The following is a 24,305-nucleotide window of genomic DNA, read 5'->3' on the forward strand; positions in this document are numbered from 1 at the left end:
GGAATAAATTCTATTCGGGATGAGAATCGCTTCTTGTGGTACATTATCTCGATGAAATACCGACGGAGCGAAAATCGGGAAATTCGCGCCTCAGGCCATATTGTATTTGGATGCTTGGTTGCGCTGTGGGGCATCGTCATATGTTTGCTGACGATAGGCCGCTAGGTTTACATCAATGCTGGCGCGCCTCACCCTCACCAACGCCAAAGTCGATCTGCTCAACGCCTATTAGTTTTGTACTCATACCCCGGCGCCTTGCCGCGCGAGCGGTTTAGTCCTTGGGTCATTCTCGACCGAGTCTGTGGGCTTTGCCCGTCCGTCTGATGTCCGCTTTGCCCCCAAAGCAACCGGTGCCGGGGCTCGGGCCAAGAGGGTTGTATTTGGCTGCACGCCTGTGATTCAAACTTCCAAACTGGGGGCTTCGGGAGAGTTTGGCCATGATCGAGGGGATCAGCGCGATCACACTGGGCACCCACGACATGCCGCGAGCGGTCCGGTTCTACCGCGCGCTCGGCTTTGAGGTTCTGCATGGCGGCGAAGCGGCGTCATTCACCAGCTTTCGCGCCGGAGCGGGCTATCTCAACCTGATCGCCCAGCCGGCCGAGCGGCGCTGGTCTTGGTGGGGACGGGTGATCTTCTACGTCGCCGATGTTGACGCACTTTACCACCGTGCGCTCGCGGCAGGTTTCGAGCCAACGACGGTGCCGCGAGATGCCGAATGGGGTGAGCGGTACTTCCACCTGGTTGACCCTGACGGCCACGAGCTCAGTTTCGCACGGCCCTTGCCGTCGGCATCGGTGCTATAGAATAAGCATGATTTTTGGAGCACCGGTACCCTCTGTGCGCTGACGCGGCTCTCCGGATCCGGATCATGCTCTTGCATTCGAAGCGGCCAGCCGTTCCAGGAGGAGCTGGAAGGGCGTATGGTGCTTTGATGATCCGCTGAACCTGGGAGGCAGTCATGCAGTTCAGGAGAACGGGACTATTGCTGCTCGGCGCGATCGCGCTTCCCGCCTCCGGGACCGCGCAAACCACGCCCGCTCCACCGGCAACTACACGAACAGTGGTCGCCGCAACCAAACTGGCGACCGTCACCGACGTACCGCTTTATTTCAAAGCGGTGAGCGTCACCCTTCACCCCGACCAGATGAGCGGCATCTCGGCGGCCAACGGCATCCTCTACCAGATGTCAGGTACGACCCAAGTCGCGCTCGATGGCGGTGCTAGAAGGCTCAACGCAGGAGAGGGGCTGTTCATCGCCCGCGGAAAGACCGCGGCGCTAAGGGCAGGTGCCAACGGGCCGTCTACTTTCCTCCACTTCTTGCTTGCTCCTGCCGATGACCTGGATCGGCCTGCCGAAAAGGCACCTCCTGCCGTGAGAGAATTATATCGCACAGCGGATCCGATCCCCAATCTGAAGCCAGGCAGTTATGATCTCAATCTCACGCGAGTCACGTTCCCGGCGGGGATGCCTTCCAACCCGCCACACCACCGGTCCGGCGCGGCACTATACTTCATCATCGCGGGTACCGGGGCCAACACGGTCGACGGTGAGACAGAAGCCAGGGGACCGGGCTCCTTGATCTATGAACCCTATGGCCTCGTGCACCAATGGGGAAACCCAGGCAACGAGCCGTTGATATTCCTGGCCTTCAACATCAATCCGGAAGGTGTGGCGGCCGTGCTTCCGGGCGCGCCAGCAAAGAAACAATAGTTGACGGCCGGGATCATCCCCGTCCGCGGTACGGCGCGACGCCCTGGTCCGGCACCCACACGTCCTTCGGCAGCTTGCCGGTCTGCCAGAACACATCGATCGGGATGCCGCCCCGCGGATACCAGTAGCCGCCGATGCGCAGCCATTTCGGCTTGATCTCGGTAGCGATGCGCTTGCCGATCATGACCGTGCAATCCTCATGGAAGGCGCCGTGGTTGCGGAAGCTCGCCACGAAGAGTTTGAGCGATTTGGATTCCAGCAGCCGTTGGTCCGGCACGTAGTCGATCACCAGATGCGCGAAATCCGGCTGTCCCGTCACCGGGCAGATCGAAGTGAATTCCGGGGCGGTGAAGCGGACCAGATAATTGGTGCCGGCTTGCGGGTTGGGCACGCCGTCGAGTTTTGCCTTTTCGGGGCTGTCGGGCCAGTCGACGGCCCGGCCGAGCTGCAATGATTGCGGCAATGATTTCTGCGATTTCTTGGCCATCATGATCGTCCTTTGCGCGCCGACATGGCCGCAACGGGCTGCGCTCGTCAACTGGGAGCTGATGCCGGGACCCACCCGATGGATCCCGGCTCTGCGGCGCATCACTGGTATGCTGCGCCGCGTCCGGGAAACGGGGCGGCGAGAAGCTTCACCAATGCCTGCCGCTCGGCGGCGTCCTCAATCCCGGGCATCGACATCCATAATCCCGGAAACATCGCGGCGGGATCGGTCAGAAAAGTATCGAGGCGCTTTTCGTCCCAGCGCAGCCCATCGTCGTGCGCCTTGCGCAGCGCCGGCGAATAATCGAACGCGGGATCCCCGGCCACCGTGCGGCCGATCAGCCCCGACAGATTGGGGCCGGGCAGGCCGCGCTCGGCGGGATCGAGGCTGTGGCAGGCGCGGCACGGCGTGAACGCCCGCGGGCCGCCTTCTTCCGCGAAGGCGGCAGCAGGCAGGAAAAACGACAGCAGGAGGACAGCGAAGAACCTCACGCAGCCGTCTGTATCACGACCAGGCGGTCATTGCCGGATTCGGCGCCCCAGGTTTCGCCGGGCCGGCCGTCGAGCTGACGCACATTCGCGCCCGATTTGTCGCTCGGAAACGCGTTGAATTGTTCGGTGACGGGATCGAAACGCACGATGGCGTTGCCGCCGAAATCAGAGAGCCAGACCTTATCCTTGTCGTCGACATAGACCGCGTAGGCGCGCGGATTGGTCCCGGGCAGCTTCCACGCCTTCCAGGAGCCGTCGGCGGCGGGGTCGTGCACCGACACCTGGCCGCTGTTCCATTCGCTGACCCAGATCCGGCTCTTCGAGTCCGACCATACCCGCCGTGCGCCCTGCTTCGGCGTCGACGGGTCGACCGCCGTCGCCTGGCCGCTCGACAGATCGATCTTGGCAATGTGATTGCCGGCGAGCGAGGCATACCAGACCTCGCCCTTCGGGGTGGCCGTGATCCCGTAGGGGCCGACGCCGCGCGGCGCCTTGAACACCTTCATGTCGCCCGATTTCGGATCGAGCCGGCCATAGATGCCGGACTGGCCGGTGAACCAGTAGATGCCGCTCTTGTCGAACACGCCGGTGTTGAGGTTGGCGTACGCCTCTTTTTCGGGCAGGCGGAACAGTGTCACCTTGTGATCGCCGGGGTCGACGCGCGCGATCGCGTTCTGTCCGCCCTCGGTCACCCACGGCGCGCCGTCGGGGCCGATGACGACGCCGTGAGGCGCCGCGCCCTTGCCGAGATTGATCAGCTTGAACGTGCCGTCCCGCGGGTCTAATTGCCCCAGCGTTCCGCTGCGCTGACCGGTGAACCAGATCGCGCCATCGCGAGCGGGTGTGACGTCATGCAAGCCTACACCGGCCTCGATCGGAAAATATTTGACCCGGAACGGGCCCTCTTGCGCGGCGGCGTTTCGCAGCAGCACGGGCGCGGCGAGGATTCCGGCGGCAGAGTTCCTGAGAAACTGACGGCGATTCATTGCGTTACCCCGGCTTGTGAACGTGAAGGTTCGGATGCCGATATCACTCTTGAACCAAGTCTATCCCGACCTAGTCCCACGTGGCGGAAAAGGCCGCCCTCCAAGCGTTCACATTTGCTTGCTTGCCGTGTAAGACGCCTCCGAAACCTGACCCCACCATCCAGGAAAGTTAAGACATGACCGCCATCGTCGACATCATTGGCCGCGAAATTCTCGATAGCCGGGGCAATCCCACCGTCGAAGTCGATGTGGTGCTGGAAGACGGTTCGATCGGCCGTGCCGCCGTCCCGTCCGGCGCCTCCACCGGCGCGCATGAGGCGGTCGAACTCCGGGACGGCGACAAGAAGCGCTATCTCGGCAAGGGCGTGCAGAAGGCGGTCGAGGCCGTCAATGGCGAAATCTTCGAAGCCTTGAACGATCATGCGGTCGAGGACCAGGTCCATCTCGACCAGATCATGATCGATCTCGACGGCACGCCGAACAAGAGCCGGTTAGGGGCCAACGCCATCCTCGGCGTCTCGCTGGCCTGCGCCAAGGCCGCGGCGGAATCCTTCGACATGCCGCTCTATCGCTATGTCGGCGGCACCTCGGCGCGAACGCTGCCGGTGCCGATGATGAACATCATCAATGGCGGCGTGCATGCCGACAACCCGATCGACTTCCAGGAATTCATGATCCTGCCGGTGGGCGCGGCAAGCTTCGCCGAGGCGCTGCGCTGCGGCTCGGAAATCTTCCACACGCTGCGGAGCGAATTGAAGAAGGCGGGCCACAATACGAACGTCGGCGACGAGGGCGGCTTTGCGCCGAACCTGCCGTCGGCGGATGCCGCGCTCGAGTTCGTCATGAGCGCGATCGGCAAGGCCGGCTATAAGGCCGGCAGCGACGTGATGCTCGGCCTCGACTGCGCGGCGACCGAGTTCTTCAAGGACGGTGCTTACGTCTATGGCGGCGAGAACAAGACCCGCTCGCGCTCCGAGCAGGCAAAATACCTCGCCGATCTCGTCGCGCGCTATCCGATCGTCACCATCGAGGACGGCATGTCGGAAGACGACATGGAGGGCTGGAAGGAATTGACCGACCTGATCGGCAAGAAGTGCCAGCTCGTCGGCGACGACCTGTTCGTCACCAACGTCACCCGGCTTGCCGACGGCATCAAGAACGGCCGCGCCAATTCGATCCTGATCAAGGTCAACCAGATCGGCACGCTGACGGAGACGCTCGCCGCCGTCGAGCTCGCGCACAAATACGGCTACACCTCGGTGATGTCGCACCGCTCCGGCGAGACGGAAGACTCCACCATCGCCGATCTTGCGGTCGCCACCAATTGCGGGCAGATCAAGACCGGATCTCTGGCCCGCTCCGACCGCACCGCCAAGTACAATCAGCTCCTGCGCATCGAGCAGCAGCTCGGGAGCCAGGCGAAATATGCAGGGAAGGCGGCGCTGAAGGCCTTGGCGTAACGCGCCGGTGCATCCAGATAAGACGAACACAAGGGGAGGGACCCACGATGAGCGACGGCAAAAGCGGGCTGCAACTGCGTTCGCTGCTCAAGAAGAGCGGCGAACTCGAATTGTCGCTGGTGGACGTCCCGACGCCCGAACCGGCCGACGACGAAGTCGTGGTCCGGGTTGAGGCGTCGCCGATCAACCCGTCCGATCTCGGCCTTTTGATCGGCCCGGCCGACATGTCGACCGCCAAGGTGTCGGGCAGCGCGGAGGCGCCGGTGGTCACCGCGAAGATGCCGGATGCGGCCATGCGGATGATGGGTGCGCGCCTCGATCAGTCGATGCCGGTCGGCAACGAGGGCGCCGGCGTCGTGATCCGGACCGGATCGTCTGATACGGCGAAGGCGCTGATGGGCAAGACCGTCTCGATGATCGGCGGCGCGATGTACACGCAGTACCGCACCATCAAGGTGAGGGACGTAATGGAATTGCCCGAGGGCACCACGGCTGCCGACGGTGCGTCATGGTTCGTCAATCCCTTGACCGCGCTCGGCATGACCGAAACCATGCGTCGTGAAAATCACAAGGCGCTGGTGCATACCGCCGCCGCCTCCAACCTCGGCCAGATGCTCAACAAGATCTGCATCAAGGACGGCATCGGCCTCGTCAACATCGTGCGCAGCAAGGAGCAGGCCGACATCCTGCACAAGATCGGCGCCAAATACGTCGTCGATTCCACCGCGCCGAGCTTTATGGATGACCTCACCAACGCGCTGGTGGAAACCGGTGCCACCATCGCCTTCGACGCCATCGGCGGCGGCAAGCTCGCCAGCCAGATCCTTACCGCGATGGAGATGGCGGCCAACAAGACCGCCAAGGAATACAGCCGCTACGGCTCCAACGTATACAAGCAGGTCTACATTTACGGCAGCCTCGACAACCGCCCGACCGAACTGAGCCGGGCGTTCGGCCTGACCTGGGGCGTCGGCGGCTGGCTTCTGACGCCGTTCCTGCAGAAGATCGGTCCGGCCGAAATCGGCCGCCTGCGCCACCGCGTCGCGTCCGAACTCAAGACCACGTTCGCCAGTCACTACACCAAGGTCGTGTCGTTGCAGGAGACGCTGCAGCTCGACAATATCGCGGTCTATAACAAGCGCTCGACCGGCGAGAAATTCCTGATCAATCCCAGCAAGGGCTGATGCGGGAGAGTTTCCTTGACCATCAAAATAGAGCAGGCCGTCCGAAGGGGCGGCCTGTTCTACGTCATGGAAGAATTTCGAACGCTAAGAATCACACTGACATGAAGTGAATGTTGAATTATCGGTGCGATTTCGATCCGGCGTTCTTTGGTTTTCTTTTTTGGTAAAGCACGCGCGTGGGATGCACGTTAGCTTCCTCGCGTTCGACAGCGCGTCTGATCCGCTGCAATTCGAAATAGGCCTTTGCAACGTCAAACCGAGCCTTTGGCGTCTCCGCTGATAATCGTTGTCGCATGTGAGCCCCTTCCGTAGAGAGCCCAAGACTAAACCCACTGTTGCATTTCGTCTGTACGCTCTAAGACGTAGAAGGACTGGTTCCACAACGCGGAACAAGTGGAATCCTGCATTGTCACCAGGGATACGCGGGGAAGCATCACGCTATCTTAAGCTGTGATGCGTTGGGCCGGGCTGGGCTTCATGCGACCACAGCGCGGCCCGCGGTCGTTAGTCATTCAGCAGATCGCGGACGGGGGATCGGCGGAATTTGGATCTAAAGGCGCCGGCTCGCGCCTTTCATGCACTTGCATCTATTTGGCGATCTGGCTAAGGGAGGGCAGGCGCTTGTCGCTGCAATGGGGAAATTCAAATGGCCACCTACACTATCGTCACGATCGTCGGCAGCCTTCGTAAGGAGAGCTTTTCACTCAAGATCGCCAATGCGCTCGCCAGGCTGGCGCCGCCTTCGCTCAAGCTCGACGTGACCACGCTGGAGAACATTTCCTTCTTCAACCAGGACCTCGAAGCCGCGCCCCCAGCCGACTGGCTGGCCTTGCGCGACAAGCTGCAGAAGTCGAATGGCGTGCTGTTCGTGACGCCGGAATACAATCGCTCGATCCCGGGTGTGCTCAAGAACGCCATCGACGTTGCCTCGCGCCCCTACGGCAAGAGCTCGTTCCTCGGCAAGCCGGTCGGCATCGTCGGAAACTCGCCCGGCGCGCTCGGCGGCGTCAGCGCGGTCAAGCATCTGCAGAACATCCTGCCCGGCATCTCCGGCCCGATCCTGGGCCAGCCCGAGGTCTACCTAAACGGCGTCGGCGATGCCTTTAACGACAAGGGCGAGCTCGTGAGGGAAGCGGTGCAGAAGGTGCTGCAGCAATATGTCGACGCGTTTGCTGCATTCATCGAGAAGCATAATAGATAAATACGTCTCTCAACTGTCATCGCCCGCGAAGGCGGGCGATCCAGTATTCCAGAGACATCAATGACCGATAGGCTGCAGCGTACTGGATACCCCGCCTTCGCGGGGTATGACGTTTGTGTTTTTCGCTATTCATCGCAATGACCCGGCGGGCTTCCTGCCCGCCGCCTTAGGAATCCGTTAACCCGGCCATCGCATCTTGGGCCATGGTCTCCCGCACCCGATTGAAATCCATTCTGACCGGGCTCGCCCTCTACACGATGGCGGCGCTGATGGTTGGCTATTTCGGCGTCAACGCCTATACCGGCAAATACGGACTGAACGCGCGCCAGGAGCTGGATCAGGAAATCATCGCCCTCACTTCCGAGCTGGCGCGGCTGAAGCGCGAGCGGGCGCAGGGCGAACAGCGGGTGTCGCTGCTGCGCTCCGACCGGGTCGACCCCGACATGCTGGACGAGCGCGCGCGCTTCCAGCTCGACTACGCCAATTCGCGCGACCTCGTCCGGATCAACAAGTCGAACTGACTGTCTGGCAGCGATGTGACGAACGCCGGCGTCGGGCCGATGCTGCCGGCACCGGTTCTGCAAATTTCAAAAAACCGCAAAATCGATTTCGAAAATGTCGTGTCTCGTTGCAGTGCGGCATAGCAATATTTTCTCCAGCGCACGCAATCCTTTCACGGCGGTTTGAGTTGGGATAGAGAGGGCTGATCCCGTCTTTCTTTCTCACCCCCGGAAATGCCATGGCTGCACCCAAGAAAAGCGTCGTCGCGAAGGAATCAGGGCTGGAGAAGGCAAACGGATCGCCACCGGAATTCACCAAGGCGCAGGAACTGGCCGCGCTACGCGACATGCTGCTGATCCGCCGCTTCGAGGAAAAGGCCGGCCAGCTCTATGGCATGGGCGCGATCGGCGGCTTCTGCCATCTCTATATCGGCCAGGAAGCCGTCGTGGTCGGCATGCAGATGGCCCTCAAGCCGGGCGATCAGGTCATAACCGGATACCGGGACCACGGGCATATGCTGGCCACAGGCATGTCCGCTAATGGCGTCATGGCCGAATTGACCGGCCGCCGCGGCGGCTACTCCAAGGGCAAGGGCGGCTCCATGCACATGTTCAGCATGGAAAAGAACTTCTACGGCGGCCACGGCATCGTCGGCGCCCAGGTCTCGCTCGGCACGGGCCTAGCGTTCGCCAACCGCTACCGTGGCAACGACAATGTCGCGCTGGCCTATTTCGGCGACGGCGCCGCCAACCAGGGCCAGGTCTACGAAAGCTTCAACATGGCGGAGCTGTGGAAGCTGCCCGTCGTCTACGTCATCGAGAACAATCGCTACGCCATGGGCACCTCGGTGAGCCGCGCCTCCGCACAGTCGGACTTCTCCAAGCGCGGCGCGTCCTTCAACATCCCGGGCAAGCAGGCTGACGGCATGGACGTCCGTGCGGTGAAGGCCGCCGCCGACGAGGCGGTCGCCTGGTGCCGCGCCGGCAACGGCCCCTTTATCCTGGAGATGCAGACCTACCGCTACCGTGGTCACTCGATGTCGGACCCTGCGAAGTATCGCACCCGTGATGAGGTGGAAAAAGTCCGCCACGAGTCCGACCCGATCGAGCAGGTGCGCAATCGCCTTCTGGCCGCCAAGGTCAGCGAGGACGAGTTGAAGAAGATCGACGCCGAGGTCCGCGAGATCGTCAACGCGTCGGCCGATTTCGCCCAACATGATCCCGAGCCTGATCCGTCCGAGCTCTGGACCGACGTCTACCGCTGAGCGCAGTCTTTTAGTTTCCGGAGCTACCATGCCGATTCAAGTTCTGATGCCTGCGCTGTCGCCCACGATGGAAAAGGGCAACCTCGCCAAATGGCTGAAAAAGGAAGGCGAGCCGATCAAGTCCGGCGACGTCATTGCCGAGATCGAGACCGACAAGGCGACGATGGAAGTCGAGGCGACCGACGAGGGCACGCTCGGCAAGATCCTGATTCCGGAAGGCACCGCCGATGTCGCCGTCAACACGCCGATCGCGATGATCCTGGCCGACGGCGAGAATGCCGCCGATCTCGCCAAGGCGCCGGCGCCTGCCGCCAAGGCCGCGGAGTCAGCGCCGCCGGCGGAGGCCAAGGCGGAAGCGCCGCAGCCGAAGGCCGCCGCTCATCCGACCGCGCCGACGTCTGTCAGCGAGCCCGAGCCGGAAGTTCCTGAAGGCACCGAGTTCATCACCCAGACCATCCGCGAAGCTTTGCGCGATGCGATGGCCGAAGAGATGCGCCGCGACCCCGATGTTTTCATCATGGGCGAGGAAGTCGCCGAATACCAAGGCGCCTACAAGGTGACGCAGAATCTGTTGCAGGAATTCGGCGCGCGGCGCGTAATCGACACCCCGATCACCGAGCACGGCTTTGCCGGCGTCGGCGTCGGAGCTGCGATGACGGGCTTAAAGCCGATCGTCGAGTTCATGACCTTCAACTTCGCCATGCAGGCGATCGACCAGATCATCAACTCCGCGGCCAAGACGCTCTATATGTCTGGCGGCCAGATGGGCTGCTCGATCGTATTCCGCGGCCCGAACGGCGCCGCCGCCCGCGTCGCCGCCCAGCACAGCCAGGACTATTCGGCCTGGTACTCGCAGATCCCCGGCCTGAAGGTGATCGCGCCGTTCTCGGCCGCCGACTACAAGGGCCTGCTCAAGGCCGCGATCCGCGATCCCAACCCCGTCATCTTCCTCGAGAACGAGGTGCTCTACGGCCATACCGGCGAGGTTCCGAAGCTCGACGATTATGTCGTGCCGATCGGCAAGGCGCGCGTGGTGCGCAAGGGCAAGGACGTCACCATCGTCTCCTGGTCGATGGGCATGAGCTATGCGCTGAAGGCCGCCGAAGAGCTCGCCAAGGAAGGCATCGAGGCCGAGGTGGTCGACCTACGCACGATCCGCCCGATGGACACCGACACCATCATTGCATCCGTGCAGAAGACCGGCCGTGCCGTAACGGTGGAGGAGGGCTGGCAGCAGTCCGGCGTCGGCGCGGAAGTCGCTGCGCGCATCATGGAGAACGCCTTCGATTATCTCGATGCGCCGGTGGCGCGGGTCTCCGGCAAGGACGTGCCGATGCCTTACGCGGCCAACCTCGAAAAGCTCGCTTTGCCGTCGGTGGCCGAGGTGGTCGCGGCCGCCAAGGCCGTTTGCTACCGTTAGGTTCTCACATGTCCGGTCCCAACGAACAGCCGCTGCCGCCTGACGTCATCGGCCGCGAGGATGCCGTCGAAGTTTTGCGCGCCTTCGTGGTCGACGGCGGACTCTCGATCGCATTCCAGCGCGCCTTTGAGGAACCCGATATGTGGGGCCTCCTGTTGGTCGATATCGCCCGCCACGCTTCCCGCGCCTATGCGCGCGAGAGCGGCTACACCGAGGACGAGGCGCTGGCGCGCATCGTCGATATGTTCGAAGCCGAGATCAACCGGCCGACCGACACGGGCTCCACCACGCCGCGGTCGCAACAGGGTCACTGACGATGCCGATCAACATTTTGATGCCCGCACTGTCGCCCACGATGGAAAAGGGCAACCTTGCCAAGTGGCTCAAGAAGGAGGGCGACAAGGTCAAGTCCGGCGACGTCATCGCCGAGATCGAGACCGACAAGGCGACCATGGAAGTCGAGGCGGTGGACGAAGGTACCCTCGCCAAGATCCTGGTGCCCGAGGGCACGCAGGACGTGCCGGTCAACGATGTGATTGCGGTGCTCGCCGGCGACGGTGAGGACGTGAAGGCGGCGAGTGCTGGGGCGGCGCCTGCAGCAAAGCCCGCCGAGGCTCCGAAGGAAGCTCCCAAGCCTGCCGCCGCCGCGCCGGCTGCCGCGCCAGCGCCTGCAGCGGCTCCAGCGCCGGCCGCACCGGCGCCCGCCGCCGCCAAGGGCAACGGTCACGCCCGCATCTTCTCCTCGCCCTTAGCGCGCCGTCTTGCCAAGGACGCCGGCATTGACCTTGCGCGCATCACCGGCTCCGGTCCGCATGGCCGCGTCATCGCGCGCGACGTCGAGGACGCCAGATCCGGCAAGGGCCTGAAGGCTCCGGCCGCTGCGCCTGGCGCCGCGCCGAGCATTGCGCCGGCGATGAGCGATCAGCAGATTCTCGCGCTGTTCGAACCCGGCTCCTACGACATCGTGCCGCACGACGGCATGCGCCGCACCATCGCGCAGCGCCTGACTGCGGCGACGCAGAGCATTCCGACCTTCTACCTCACGATCGACTGCGACATCGGCCGCCTGCTCGACGCGCGCGAGCAGATCAACGCGTCAGCGCCAAAGGACAAGGAGAAGAAGCCGCTCTACAAGCTCTCGGTCAACGACTTCGTCATCAAGGCGCTCGCGGTCGCGCTGCAGCAGGTGCCCGATTGCAATGTGAGCTGGACCGAGGCCGGCATGGTCAAGCACAAGCATTCCGACGTCGGCGTCGCCGTCGCCATGCCCGGCGGACTGATCACGCCGATCATCCGCAACGCCGAAACCAAATCGCTGTCGACCATTTCCAACGAGATGAAGGACCTTGCGGCCCGCGCGCGGACGCGAAAACTCAAGCCGCAGGAATATCAGGGCGGCACGTCGTCGGTTTCCAACCTCGGCATGTACGGCATCAGCCACTTCACCGCCGTCATCAACCCGCCGCAGTCGACCATCCTCGCGGTCGGCGCCAGCGAAGAGCGGGCGGTGGTTCGTAACGGCAAGATCGAGGCCGCGCACATCATGAGCGCGACGCTGTCCTGCGATCACCGCGCCATCGACGGCGCGCTCGGCGCCGAGCTGATCGGCGCGTTCAGGCGGCTGATCGAAAACCCCGTGATGATGATGGTGTGAGGCGAGGTAACCCGCATCGTCATTGCAAGCGCAGCGAAGCAATCCATCTCACCACCGGCAAGCTGGATTGCTTCGTCGCAAGTGCTCCTCGCAATGACGACCCAAGCAGCAAGTCCGGGCGCACGATGGGAACGAGTGAGTAGCCAATGTCCGATACATCCTTCGACGTCATCATCATCGGCTCCGGTCCCGGCGGCTACGTCACGGCGATCCGCGCCGCCCAGCTCGGCTTCAAGACCGCGATCATCGAAAAATCCTATCTCGGCGGCATCTGCCTGAACTGGGGCTGCATTCCGACCAAGGCGCTGCTGCGCTCGGCCGAGATCTATCACTACATGCAGCACGCCAAGGATTATGGTCTTTCCGCCGAAAAAGTCTCGTTCGATCCGAAGGCGGTGGTGCAGCGCTCGCGCGGCGTCTCGAAGCGGCTGAACGACGGCGTCGGCTTCCTGATGAAGAAGAACAAGGTGACGGTGATCTGGGGCGAGGCGTCGATCGACGCGCCCGGCAAGGTCACAGTGAAGAAGTCCGCCGTCGAGGCGCCGAAGGGCGCGCTGGGCGAGGGCGCCTATCAGGCCAAGCACATCATCCTCGCGACTGGCGCGCGGCCGCGCGTGCTGCCGGGGCTCGAACCCGACAAGAAGCTGGTCTGGACTTATTTCGAGGCGATGGTGCCGGATCGGATGCCGAAATCGCTGCTGGTGGTCGGCTCCGGCGCGATCGGCATCGAGTTTGCCTCGTTCTTCCACACCATGGGCGCCGACGTCACCGTGGTCGAGGTGCTGCCGCAGATTCTTCCCGTCGAGGATGCCGAGATCGCGGGCCTGGCGCGCAAGCGGTTCGAGAAGATGGGCATCAAGATCCTCTCCAACACCAAAGTGACAAAACTGGAGAAAAAGGCCGACAGCGTCGTCGCCACCATCGACGACGGCAAGAAGCCGCAGACGGTCGAGTTTGAGCGCGTGATATCGGCGGTCGGCGTGGTCGGCAATGTCGAAGGCCTTGGGCTGGAGAAGGTTGGCGTCAAGACCGACCGTGGCGTCGTCGTCATCGACGGCTATGGCAAGACCAACGTGCCAGGCATCTACGCGATCGGCGACGTCGCTGGCCCGCCGATGCTGGCGCACAAGGCCGAGCATGAGGGGGTGGTCTGCATCGAAGCCATCAAGGGCCTGCATCCGCACGCCATGGACAAGAACCTCATTCCCGGCTGCACCTATTGCCATCCGCAGATCGCCTCCGTGGGATTGACGGAAGCCAAAGCCAAAGAGGGCGGCCGCGAGATCCGCGTCGGCCGCTTCCCCTTCGTCGGCAACGGCAAGGCGATCGCGCTCGGCGAGGACCAGGGCCTCGTCAAGGTGATCTTCGACAAGAAGACCGGCCAGCTGCTCGGCGCGCACATGATCGGCGCTGAGGTGACCGAGCTGATCCAGGGCTACGTCGTCGCGATGAACCTGGAGACGACGGAAGAAGAATTGATGCATACCGTCTTCCCGCATCCGACGCTGTCGGAGATGATGAAGGAAGCCGTGCTCGACGCCTATGGGAGGGTGCTCAACATCTGACGCTGCCGTCATTGCCTGCGACAAACGCGTAGCGTTTGCGCAAAGGAGCGAAGCGACGAAGCAATCCATAGCGCCACGAGCCGATAGATGGATTGCTTCCACCTTCGCTCTTCGAGCTACGGCGGGCAAGTCGCTTCGGTCGCAATGACGAATTCAGAGACCACGTAAACAAGAAAGAAAACCAAGCGTGAAAGACAACGATAACCTCACCATCGAACGCCCGACCTTCGTCACCCACCTCGAATGCGCGATGGAAGGCGACCACTATCCCGCCGACCAGGTCCACAACCTCTCCAAGGCGGGCAAGCCGCTTTTGGTCCGCTACGACCTCGCTGGCGTGAAGAAGGCGCTGACCAAGGACGCGCTAGCCCAGCGCCCCGCCGACATGTGGCGCTATCGCGAGCTGCTGCCGGTGCGGAAGGTCTCCGACATCGTCAGCCTCGGCGAGGTGATGACGCCGCTGATCCGCTTGCCGAAGCTTTCGAAAAAGCTCGGCGGGGGTGAGATCGTCGTAAAAGACGAGGGACGGCTGCCGACCGGCTCGTTCAAGGCGCGCGGACTCGTGATGGCGGTGTCGATGGGCAAGGCGCTCGGCATCAGGCACATGGCGATGCCGACCAACGGCAATGCCGGCGCGGCGCTGGCGGCCTACGCCACCTCCTGCGGCATCAAGACCACGATCTTCTGCCCGGCCGATACCCCGGAAGTGAACGTCAGCGAGATCGAGCTGCAGGGCGCGACCGTCTACCGCGTCAACGGTCTGATCGATGATTGCGGCAAGATCGTCGGCGAGGGCAAAGCCAAAGCCGGCTGGTTCGATACCTCGACGCTGAAGGAGCCGTACCGGATCGAGGGCAAGAAGACCATGGGGCTGGAGCTCGCCGAGCAGCTCGGCTGGGAGATGCCCGACGTGATCTTCTATCCGACCGGCGGCGGCACCGGCCTGATCGGCATGTGGAAGGCGTTCGCCGAGCTGGAGTCCATCGGCTTCATCGGCTCGAAGCGGCCGCGGATGGTGGCGGTGCAGGCCGCGGGCTGCGCGCCGATGGTGCGTGCTTTTGAAGCAGGCACCGAGCATGCGCCACGCTGGGAAGACGCCCACACCATTGCGTCAGGTATTCGCGTGCCGCAGGCGGTCGGAGATTTTCTGATCTTGCGCGCGGTTCGTGAGAGCAAGGGATTTGCGATTGCGGTGCCGGACGAGAAGATTTCTGCTGCGCTCAGCGAGGTCGCGCGCGAGGAAGGGCTTTTGCTGTGCCCCGAGGGCGCGGCGACCTACGCCGCCTACCAGCAGAGCCTCGCCGAAGGTCGGGTTGCCAAGACCGACCGCGTCATGCTGTTTAACTGCGCGACAGGGCTTAAATACCCGCTGCCGCCGGTCACGCGCACGCTCGATCGTCACCAGCCGATCGACTACGCGAGCCTGTAGCGGCCGTCATTGCGAGCGCAGCGAAGCAATCCATCTCGCTCCGACGGTAGTATGGATTGCTTCGCCGCTTCGCTCCTCGCAATGACGAGGGTGGGCGCTTGAGGAGGTTATGATGCGAAGAATGGTTCTAGCCATACTTGCTGCTCTCGCATTTTCCGGCTCCGCTTTCGCCCAAAACTTCCCCTCCCGCCCCATCACCATCATCGTGCCGTTCTCGGCCGGCGGACCGTCGGACGCGATGGCGCGGATTCTCGCCGAGCGCATGAAGGTCTCGCTTGGCGAAACCGTGCTGGTCGAGAACGTGACGGGGGCGGGCGGATCGGTCGGCGTCGGCCGCGCGGTGCGCTCACCCGCCGACGGTTATACTATCAGCTTCGGCCATCTCGGCACCCACGTCGCCAACGGCGCGATCTACAAGCTCGGCTACGACCTCGTCACCGATCTCGAGCCGGTCGCGCTGTTGCCGAGCAATCCGATGATCATCGTCAGCAAGAAGGCGGTTCCTGCCACCTCGCTGAAGGAGTTTCTGGCATGGCTGAAGGCGCAGCCGGCGGCGCCGACCGCGGGCACTGCCGGTGCCGGTTCCGGCAGTCACATCGCCGGGCTCTATTTCGAGAATGTCAGCGGCATCAAGCTGCAATATGTGCCGTATCGCGGCACCGGACCCGCGATGAACGATCTCGTCGCGGGGCAGATCGACATGATCGTCGACCAGACCTCGAACTCGATCGGGCAGGTGCGCGCCGGCAACATCCGCGCCTATGCCATCACCGATTCCAAGCGCGTCGAATCGGCCGCCGATGTTCCGACCGTGGACGAGGCGGGGCTGCCCGGATTCCACATGACGCTGTGGTCCGGCCTCTGGGTGCCCAAGGACACGCCGAAGGACGTTATCGCAAAGCTCAACGCGGCGACGGTGGAAGCGTTGGCCGATCCCGCGGTGCGCAAGCAGCTCGAAAATTTGGGCTTGCAGATGCCGCCCAAGGACAAGCTCACGCCCGAAGCGCTCGGTGCCTGGCAGAAGGCCGAGATCGACAAATGGTGGCCGATGATCAAGGCAGCCAATGTGAAGGTGGATTGAGCCGGCCCCGGGGCGAGCGAATTTGAAAGAGCCGGGCGATGACGCGTGATACGGCCACTGGCCTTAACAATATTCACGATCGGCGGGAGTTCGTCAGGCGCCTAACCGAGACGATCGCCTGGTGCCGTGCGGTAGGCTCGCTATCGGAACCGAGAGCGTCCTTGCGAATGTGCAAGCCTACGCAGGAGGACCTGACATCCCAAAGTACTCAGGTCTTCAAAGTGTGTTTGGAGCGCTCGCGACGTCTCTCAGTTTCCGGAAGGCGCAATCTTTCGCCGGTTGCCGATCTCTGTGGTGGCCGGCTTCTGGCCTATTTCCCGGATGACAATCTCTGCTGTGGAACGGCAGAAGCAGAATCGCAGGGTTTTTTCGACGTCGACAACATCCCTCCATACGACACCTGGGTGTGGATGGTCCAAAATGTCAGAACCTTCGCTTATGCGGATGGCGTCCACGGCGAAATGGATGCGAACTATCTCGTCGCTTGGGTGCCGTCGGATTTTATCCAACTGGCAGGCGCTGGCCTTGCCGTAAATCCCGAGGCATGCATCCTGTGGCTCGATACGCTCGATGACGGGTTCGTGCGATCGCTTCGGCTCATGGGCTTTCTCGCTTAGGCGAAATCGACGGTTCGGCGCATCGCCGCCTGACGCAGCAGCTTACGCGCCGCGCCACTCTTCCATCCAGGTCCGCTCACTGCGAGCCCGTCGGAGGCGCCGCATTCACTTCCTGCGTATTGGCACGCTGGTCGGTCTTCGACGCCACCGCGGTGTCGCTTTCAAACCGTACGCGGTAGACCGCTAGATTCTCGATAACGCGCTGGACATAATTTCGCGTCTCCGAAAACGGGATGCGCTCGACCCAGTCGACCGCGTCGACCTTGGGATCGCGCGGATCGCCATAGGCCTTGACCCAGTCCCGCACCCGGCCACGGCCGGCATTGTAGCCGGCAAAGGTCATGATGTGATTGCCCTTGTATTCGCTCAGCAGCGCGCTCAGTTCGGCGGCGCCCATTTGCGTGTTGTAGACGGGATCGGAAACCATCCGGTCCCAGTCATAGCTGACGCCAAAGCGCTTGGCGGTGTCGCGTCCCGCTTCCGGCGTCACCTGCATCAGGCCGACCGCATTTGCCGCGGACTTGTCGCGCTGGTCGAACGCGCTCTCGGTGCGTGCTACCGAATAGATGATGCTGCGCTCGATCTCGGGAGCGACCTGGCGATGCGACGGGATCCCGATGGTGGGAAACGCGTAATGGTCGAGTGGCAGTCCACGCCCGAGCGAGCGCTTTCCGATCTGCAGCATGGCCCGGGCGTCGTCGCGTCGGCCTGTGAGCTCGCCGAGCGCTTCGAGCAAGGTTACATCGGAGCTTTGTTCGCCGAGATCGGCGGCAAAATAGAGGACGACATCGCGTTCACCGATCTCGTAGAGCATCTCGGCGGCGCGCAGGCGTTCGTCGGCGACTGGCGCATCGGCGGAGGCGAGAACGGGTGAGGGCGCGCGCAATTCGATCTGGCCGCGGCCAAGCCTGGCGCGCGCAAGCTGCCCGTAATAGGCGGTCGGATAGCGTGCGGCCGCTTCATAGCTCGAGCGCATCGAATCTTTCTCGCGGAGGGCTTCGGCGGCGCGCCCGCGCCAGTAGTGCGCCCGCGCCAGGACGGTCGGATTGACCTGTCCCTCATCGATGTGGGCGAAATGCCGGGCCGCGGTGGCGGGGTCGTCGAGGTAGCGCAGGGCAATCCAGCCGCACATGAAGTGGAAGTCGGACCGGTAGTATTCGTTGGCTGGCAGCGCGGCCGGACGGATCACATCGTAGGCCGTCTGGAACTTGCCGTCATCGAGCAGCTTGCGGGCGAGGGAGCGCCGCTCGCGCCACCATTGATCGGTGTCCTGCAACGCCATGGTCTCGGGAGCCGCGGCCAGCATCAGGCGGGCCGCATCGTCAATGCGATTCTGCGCGAGCATCCACTGGATGCGGCAAAGGGTGTAGCCGAGATCCTGCCGCGCCTCGACTGCGACATCGTCGAGCGCATCCTTCGCCTTGTCCGCTTTTCCCTTGACCGCGGCACAAGCCTTCACGATTGCAAGCTCGTCGTCGCCAAGGCGCTTTGCGGCGCGCTTCGCGCCGGCGAGGTCCTTGGCGCCGATGCGCCTGTCCATGCGCGCACGGTGATCGTCGCGATTGAGAAGGTCGCCGAACGAGCCGAGCGCTTCGGTCTCCAGGAGTTCCGACAATTCGTCCGATCGCCATGCGTTGCGCGCCAGCTTGGCCGCGCCGTCCCGATCGCCGTCCGCGAGCAGCACGCGCGCCATCGCCAACTTGCCCTTGGCACTGGCGGGCCGCTCGCCGGTGAAGCTGCGAACCGTCGCCGCGTCGCTGCGCTGCTCCCACAGCCGCGCCTCTGCGCGCCGCCGCAGCAACGCCGCGCTTGGCCATTCCGGATTAGCGGCGATGAAGGCCGCGTAACGGCTGAAAGGCGCTGTCGTGGCGGGGTGGCGCAGGATGAACCACTCGACGAGCTTCTGCGCCGCCGGATCCGCGATCCTGTTCCTGATGTCCGTTGCCTCTTCGGTCTTTGCCTTGCGCGCGAGATCGATGGCTTCTTTCACCAGCGCAAGATCGCCCGTCAGCGGCGCAACGGCCTCCTTGGGAGTAGACAAAGGCTCCGGCCGCTTCGCCTTGCGTTGTGCGGAAGCGTGCTTGGCGGGCCGATTTTTTCCGCGCGCGGCGCTGCGAGGGGAGCGAGCCTCCTTCGCCGCGTGCGACTTCTTGGTCGCTTCGTGCGCTTTCTGGGCGTGGGGCTTATGGGTGGCCCGCGCGGTCGCATCCGTCGAGAAGAGAGCGAGTCCGGCTAGCGTGAAAAAACAAGACAGCGAGCGTAGGCATCGGTTCATTCCATGGTCCCCCTGCGAAAGCCACGTCACAAACACCGTCAAATCCACGAGATCGCATGATGCGCGTGGCCCCAACCGCCCGAGAGGCTACCTCAACTCCCGAAGCGGAACTGTCACGTCAGCGCAACAAACGCGCGCAAATAAGGCGAAACTTAAGAGTTCCCACCTGGGCGGCGCGCGAATCGACTTCGGCCGAAGCGGGCATGCCGGGCTAAATGCCGCGACCGCGACCGCGATCAGGCCGCGTGCAAGCAGTCGTAGCCCCAGCATGGGCGAAGGCCTCACGAGATCTTCCGCATGTCGCGGAGCCTGTCATCACTGCGCGAGCGCAATTGCGCTCGTTGCTTGGCGCGCGTCCGCGACCCGGTGGCCGAGCCCGGGCTACATGCCGTGACGCAAACGCAGTCCAGCGCCCGGTGACTATGGAATCGAAACCGGACGCTGGAGAGCAAGGGCCGGGAGGCGGCCCTTGCCCGTGATCGTGTCTTGTTGCTCTTGGCTTAGCCGTGCATGGCGGCCATGGCGGTGGCTTCGTTGTGGTGACCGCCGTCGGTGCCGCCACCGGCCAGCACGCCATCGTCCTCGATATCGAAGTGCGCGCCGCCGTTGTCGCCGACCTTCTCGTAAGCGCCATACACCGTCTGGGTCACGGTGATATCGCTCTGCTTCACCAGGTTGCCGTAAACGGTGATGGTGCCGAGCAGATCCTCGTCATGCGCGCCGGCGTTGCCCTGCTGGCTGATGACGGTGATCACGCTGTAGTCGTTCTTGCCGTCGCCGTTGCTGTCCTTGTACTCGATCGACTTGACTTCGGCGGTGTGGGCCGAGATTTCGATCTTGTCGCCCTGGGCGCGATTGAAGTCGCGGATCACGTCGTTGCCGAAGCCGTCGACCCAGTGATCGTGAACCGCGCCGTTCTCGCCGGTGACGCCGACCCAGTCGATCGTGCCGTCAGCGTTGACGTGCTTGGCGACGATCTCGTCCTTCGCATTCACCATTCCTTCAAAGCGGAAGGTATCGCCGCCCGCGCCACCGGTGAGGGTGTCGTTGACCTGCTTGAACGCTGCGGTTTCCTCCGCGAAGATCTGCGTCTTGCCGTCCTGGGCCGCGACCATTTCGCCCGCGTCCGAACGGCTGAGCAGGGTGTCATTGCCGGCGCCGCCGTCCATCCGGTCGGCGCCGAAGCCGCCGACGAGAAGGTCGCTGCCGGAGCCGCCCGACAGGTTGTCGTTGCCCGAGCCGCCCCACAGCTTGTCAGCGCCGGAGCCGCCGTTGAGCGAGTCGTTGCCGGCCATGCCCGCGAGGGTGTCTTCGCTGGCACCGCCGGACAACATGTTGTTGCCCGTTGTCCCGTTCAGATGGTCATGCCCGGAAGTGCCGCCGCCGAACCTGGCGAAAAAATCTTCGAAGCCATTGTTGCCGAAGAGTTGGTTCAGATTAAAGCGTGCCATTATTCAAACCTCTTACTCAGAGGCCCCACGAGACTACAGACGACCACCCCGGATTTTGGGAATGCTAGGTGATGCGCAACGGGGAGAACGTGAGGCAGGATTCCCTCACCCGCATGGAAGGAAAAACAGCAAAACGGGCCAGTGGCTGGACGTGTGCGCGGCGGTTTTGCGCTTCGTCGGGGCAATATGGTGACGCGAAAGGCGCTCATGCGGCCAAGCGGCGCGCCAGCGCCTCATTTCCGGCAGCGCGCGAAAGCCCTGCGACAAATCGCGCGCCGCGTTGTTCTCTCTCGCTTATGAAGGACGACCTCGGCAACGCGCGTGGCGTGGACCGCATCATCGCGTGACGAAAACTGGCGAAAAAAGTGCCGGCCTGCACAAAAATGACGCGATCGCTTTCGAACGGAGGTGACGCGGGTCGCGATGTGGTGCGCGCAACTTACGTCGGCGCGACCAACGATCAGGCGCGGCGGTTCGAATCTCGTCTTGCGATTCCCTGTTGCGGTTCTTGGCGGCGCTCGGGGTTGCCGAAGTCACGTCGCTCGCGCGGAGGGCGACCTGCGCTGGCGTAACTCGCTGCTTAGTCACCTTCAGGTCGTCGACATCGCTCGCAAGAAATCATGCCGGCGCTGCTGCAACCACAAAACGCTACTCGATAAGTCCGATTAATGGTTGCCGTGGCGCCACGATTGTTGCGTGACCGCAACAGTGATCGAACATTTGGTTAATGGAACCGGCTGCCTCTTGCTTGCGCCGCTATTTAGCCACACCCCTCAATGAAACCATTTCTTTCTCAAGCTGATTAGCCACAGCGCCAGTGAGGCGACGGGAAATTGCTCCCGAGACCCGACAGGGAAATGGCCGAGGAAACAGGTTAGCGGATGGACGCCAAGGCCGACATCAAGAAGAGGTTGCCGAGCCGTCATGTGACGGAGGGGCCGGAGCGCGCCCCGCATCGGTCGTACCTCTATGCGATGGGGCTGACCACCCAGCAGATCCACCAGCCTTTCGTCGGCGTCGCCTCGTGCTGGAATGAGGCTGCGCCCTGCAACATCTCGCTGATGCGTCAGGCGCAGGCGGTCAAGAAGGGGGTAGCAGCCGCCGGCGGCACCCCGCGTGAATTCTGCACCATCACCGTGACCGACGGCATCGCCATGGGCCATGACGGCATGCGCTCGTCGCTGCCGTCGCGCGAGTGCATCGCCGATTCGGTCGAGCTGACCGTCCGTGGCCACGCCTACGACGCCCTCGTCGGGCTCGCCGGCTGCGACAAGTCGCTGCCGGGCATGATGATGGCGATGGTCCGGCTCAACGTGCCCTCGATCTTCATTTACGGCGGCTCGATTCTGCCGGGTAATTTCCGTGGCCAGCAGGTCACGGTGCAGGACATGTTCGAGGCCGTCGGCAGGCACTCGGTCGGCGACATGTCGGATGCCGATCTCGACGAGATCGAGCGGGTGGCCTGCCCGTCGGCCGGCGCGTGCGGCGCACAATTCACCGCCAACACGATGGCAACCGTGTCCGAGGCGATCGGCCTGGCGCTGCCCTATTCGGCCGGGGCGCCCGCGCCCTACGAGATTCGCGACGCGTTTTGCGCCGCCGCCGGAGAGAAGATCCTGGAGTTGATCTCGGCCAACATCCGGCCGCGCGACATCGTCACCCGCCGCTCGTTGGAGAACGCTGCCGCCGTCGTCGCTGCCTCGGGCGGGTCGACCAATGCTGCGCTGCACCTGCCGGCGATCGCGCACGAGTGCGGGATTAAGTTTGACTTATTCGACGTCGCCGAAATCTTCAAAAAGACACCATATGTCGCGGATTTGAAGCCAGGGGGCCGTTATGTTGCCAAAGACATGTTCGAGGTTGGTGGCATTCCGCTTCTGATGAAGACGCTGCTCGACAATGGCTACCTACACGGGGATTGCATAACCGTCACGGGCCGGACGATCGCCGAAAACCTCAAGAGCGTGAAATGGAATCCGCACCAGGATGTGGTGCGGTCAGCAGACAACCCGATCACCGTCACGGGTGGGGTTGTCGGGCTGAAGGGTAATCTGGCGCCGGAGGGTGCGATCGTGAAGGTCGCGGGCATGTCGAAGCTGAAGTTTACTGGTCCTGCCCGGTGCTTTGACCGCGAGGAAGACGCCTTCGATTCGGTCCAGAAGAAAACCTACCAAGAGGGCGAGGTCATCGTGATCCGCTATGAGGGGCCGCGCGGCGGTCCCGGCATGCGCGAGATGCTCTCGACCACGGCGGCGCTGACCGGGCAGGGGATGGGCGGCAAGATCGCCCTGATCACCGACGGCCGGTTCTCCGGCGCCACCCGCGGGTTCTGCATCGGCCATGTCGGGCCGGAGGCGGCGGTAGGTGGTCCGATCGCCCTGTTGCAGAATGGTGACATTATCGAGATCGACGCCGAGGCCGGTACCCTTAACGTAAAATTGACCGACGCCGAACTCGCCGAACGTAAAACCAAATGGGTGCCCCGACAGACAAACCATACGTCGGGTGCGCTGTGGAAATATGCCCAACAGGTTGGGCCGGCGGTGGATGGGGCTGTGACCCATCCTGGCGGTGCGCACGAGAAACAATGTTATGCGGACATCTAGGCGTATCATTCTTGCGTTGATGCTGGGCGCCGCGCCGGTGGCAGCCCCCGGATTCGCATTCGACGGCGCACCGGTGAAGCCGGACGCCACGCTGCCGGTCATGAACCAGCCCGCGGCCGCGCAGGCTGTTACGGCCCAGGCCTTGAAGAAGGTTCCTCCGGCACCGCCCGCCACGGCAACGGCGGTCAACGCACCTTCGCTGACGTCGCTGCAGTATGCCGCCGAAGGCGGCCATCCGGTCGCGCAGTGGAAGCTCGGGCGGATGTATGCGGATGGCGACGGCGTCGTTCAGGACGATCTGCGCGCCTTCGAATATTTCAGCCGCATCGCCAATGCGCATGCCGAGGACAGCCCGTCGGAGCCGCAGGCGACGATCGTCGCCAACGCCTTCGTGGCGCTCGGCCGCTACTATCTGAACGGCATCCCGAATTCGAAGATCAAGCCGGACACCGACCGCGCCCGGGAGATGTTCTCCTATGCCGCGTCCTATTTCGGCAACGCGGATGCGCAATACGATCTGGCGCGGCTGTACCTGAAGACGCCCGATGCCTCGCGCGACGATTTCCGCTATGGCGCGCGCTGGCTGGGTCTGGCGGCCCAGAAGGGCCAGCACCAGGCGCAGGCGATGCTCGGCCAGATGCTGTTCAACGGCGACCGCCTGCCGCGGCAGGCCGCCCGCGGCCTGATGTGGCTGACGCTGGCGCGCGACAATGCGGCCCCGGACGAGACCTGGATCCGCGAAAGCTACAACCGCGCCTTCGCCAAGGCCTCCGACGACGACCGCGCCACCGCACTGCAGATGCTCGAGCACTGGGTGCAGGGCAAGCGCGACTGACGCGCCGCCGTAGAGTGGGCAAAGGCGCGTCAGCGCCATGCCCGCCATCGTTCCCATTACACATTGATGATCCTCATGGTGAGG

The 24,305-nt window shown here is 63.3% G+C and carries 21 protein-coding genes; 16 read left to right on the plus strand and 5 right to left on the minus strand.

All coding sequences use genetic code 11. The features are described from left to right. Positions 1-437: 437 nt before the first annotated feature. Together QA643_RS19305 and QA643_RS19310 are read left to right on the plus strand one after the other, a co-directional pair. Positions 438-806 (plus strand): VOC family protein, encoded by a 369-nt coding sequence (locus tag QA643_RS19305; RefSeq protein ID WP_283034655.1) that lies wholly within the window; start codon positions 438-440, stop codon positions 804-806. Between the two features lie 155 nt (positions 807-961). Beyond that, positions 962-1,714: a cupin domain-containing protein gene (locus QA643_RS19310; protein WP_283034656.1), complete on the plus strand. Its 753-nt coding sequence runs from the start codon at positions 962-964 to the stop codon at positions 1,712-1,714. Positions 1,715-1,727: 13 nt separating this feature from the next. Here QA643_RS19310 and queF read toward each other — a convergent pair whose 3' ends face one another. The 3 genes from queF to QA643_RS19325 all read right to left on the minus strand — a co-directional run bounded on the left by queF (position 1,728) and on the right by QA643_RS19325 (position 3,678). Continuing rightward, complete coding sequence (gene queF / locus QA643_RS19315) at positions 1,728-2,201, minus strand: preQ(1) synthase (RefSeq protein WP_283034657.1); 474 nt, start codon at positions 2,199-2,201, stop codon at positions 1,728-1,730. A 101-nt stretch (positions 2,202-2,302) separates the two neighbouring features. After that, positions 2,303-2,692, minus strand: coding sequence for a hypothetical protein (locus tag QA643_RS19320; RefSeq protein ID WP_283034658.1), 390 nt, complete (start codon positions 2,690-2,692; stop codon positions 2,303-2,305). Then, complete coding sequence (locus QA643_RS19325) at positions 2,689-3,678, minus strand: lyase (protein ID WP_283034659.1); 990 nt, start codon at positions 3,676-3,678, stop codon at positions 2,689-2,691. The genes QA643_RS19320 and QA643_RS19325 overlap by 4 nt, the downstream gene beginning before the upstream one ends. A gap of 176 nt (positions 3,679-3,854) precedes the next feature. Here QA643_RS19325 and eno point away from each other — a divergent pair, with 176 nt between their 5' ends. From eno to QA643_RS19385, 12 genes are all read left to right on the plus strand, one after another. After that, positions 3,855-5,138 (plus strand): phosphopyruvate hydratase, encoded by a 1,284-nt coding sequence (gene eno / locus QA643_RS19330; RefSeq protein ID WP_283034660.1) that lies wholly within the window; start codon positions 3,855-3,857, stop codon positions 5,136-5,138. A gap of 47 nt (positions 5,139-5,185) precedes the next feature. Further along, entirely contained in the window at positions 5,186-6,322 is a 1,137-nt protein-coding gene (locus QA643_RS19335; RefSeq protein ID WP_283034661.1) for a zinc-binding dehydrogenase, read from the plus strand. 646 nt (positions 6,323-6,968) lie between these two features. Then, a complete protein-coding gene (locus QA643_RS19340; protein WP_283034662.1) occupies positions 6,969-7,523 on the plus strand; it encodes an NADPH-dependent FMN reductase in 555 nt (184 codons plus the stop codon). Between the two features lie 203 nt (positions 7,524-7,726). Further along, positions 7,727-8,044 carry a septum formation initiator family protein gene (locus QA643_RS19345; protein WP_283034663.1) on the plus strand — a complete coding sequence of 106 codons (318 nt, stop codon included), beginning with the start codon at positions 7,727-7,729 and terminating at the stop codon, positions 8,042-8,044. 218 nt (positions 8,045-8,262) lie between these two features. Then, a complete protein-coding gene (gene pdhA, locus QA643_RS19350; protein WP_283034664.1) occupies positions 8,263-9,288 on the plus strand; it encodes a pyruvate dehydrogenase (acetyl-transferring) E1 component subunit alpha in 1,026 nt (341 codons plus the stop codon). 28 nt (positions 9,289-9,316) lie between these two features. Continuing rightward, positions 9,317-10,708: a pyruvate dehydrogenase complex E1 component subunit beta gene (locus tag QA643_RS19355; RefSeq protein ID WP_283034665.1), complete on the plus strand. Its 1,392-nt coding sequence runs from the start codon at positions 9,317-9,319 to the stop codon at positions 10,706-10,708. Between the two features lie 8 nt (positions 10,709-10,716). Then, entirely contained in the window at positions 10,717-11,022 is a 306-nt protein-coding gene (locus tag QA643_RS19360; RefSeq protein WP_283034666.1) for a DUF5076 domain-containing protein, read from the plus strand. 2 nt (positions 11,023-11,024) lie between these two features. Then, entirely contained in the window at positions 11,025-12,362 is a 1,338-nt protein-coding gene (locus QA643_RS19365; RefSeq protein ID WP_283034667.1) for a pyruvate dehydrogenase complex dihydrolipoamide acetyltransferase, read from the plus strand. A 146-nt stretch (positions 12,363-12,508) separates the two neighbouring features. After that, on the plus strand, positions 12,509-13,927 hold the full coding sequence (gene lpdA, locus QA643_RS19370) for a dihydrolipoyl dehydrogenase (protein WP_283034668.1): 1,419 nt from the start codon (positions 12,509-12,511) through the stop codon (positions 13,925-13,927). 187 nt (positions 13,928-14,114) lie between these two features. Continuing rightward, complete coding sequence (locus tag QA643_RS19375; protein WP_283034669.1) at positions 14,115-15,356, plus strand: threonine synthase; 1,242 nt, start codon at positions 14,115-14,117, stop codon at positions 15,354-15,356. 112 nt (positions 15,357-15,468) lie between these two features. Beyond that, positions 15,469-16,437 (plus strand): tripartite tricarboxylate transporter substrate binding protein BugD, encoded by a 969-nt coding sequence (locus tag QA643_RS19380; RefSeq protein ID WP_283034670.1) that lies wholly within the window; start codon positions 15,469-15,471, stop codon positions 16,435-16,437. Between the two features lie 38 nt (positions 16,438-16,475). Continuing rightward, positions 16,476-17,054 (plus strand): hypothetical protein, encoded by a 579-nt coding sequence (locus QA643_RS19385; protein ID WP_283034671.1) that lies wholly within the window; start codon positions 16,476-16,478, stop codon positions 17,052-17,054. Between the two features lie 76 nt (positions 17,055-17,130). On the opposite strand, the gene QA643_RS19390 is transcribed toward QA643_RS19385, so the two are convergent. Next, entirely contained in the window at positions 17,131-19,329 is a 2,199-nt protein-coding gene (locus QA643_RS19390; RefSeq protein ID WP_283034672.1) for a lytic transglycosylase domain-containing protein, read from the minus strand. Between the two features lie 500 nt (positions 19,330-19,829). Beyond that, complete coding sequence (locus QA643_RS19395; RefSeq protein ID WP_283034673.1) at positions 19,830-20,780, minus strand: hypothetical protein; 951 nt, start codon at positions 20,778-20,780, stop codon at positions 19,830-19,832. Positions 20,781-21,661: 881 nt separating this feature from the next. Here QA643_RS19395 and ilvD point away from each other — a divergent pair. Beyond that, positions 21,662-23,386, plus strand: a complete 1,725-nt coding sequence (gene ilvD / locus QA643_RS19400; RefSeq protein WP_283034674.1) for a dihydroxy-acid dehydratase — start codon at positions 21,662-21,664, stop codon at positions 23,384-23,386. Beyond that, complete coding sequence (locus tag QA643_RS19405; RefSeq protein WP_283034675.1) at positions 23,373-24,221, plus strand: tetratricopeptide repeat protein; 849 nt, start codon at positions 23,373-23,375, stop codon at positions 24,219-24,221. The genes ilvD and QA643_RS19405 overlap by 14 nt, the downstream gene beginning before the upstream one ends. Positions 24,222-24,305 lie beyond the last annotated feature (84 nt).

This window comes from Bradyrhizobium sp. CB3481 (assembly GCF_029714305.1).
GTDB lineage: Bacteria > Pseudomonadota > Alphaproteobacteria > Rhizobiales > Xanthobacteraceae > Bradyrhizobium.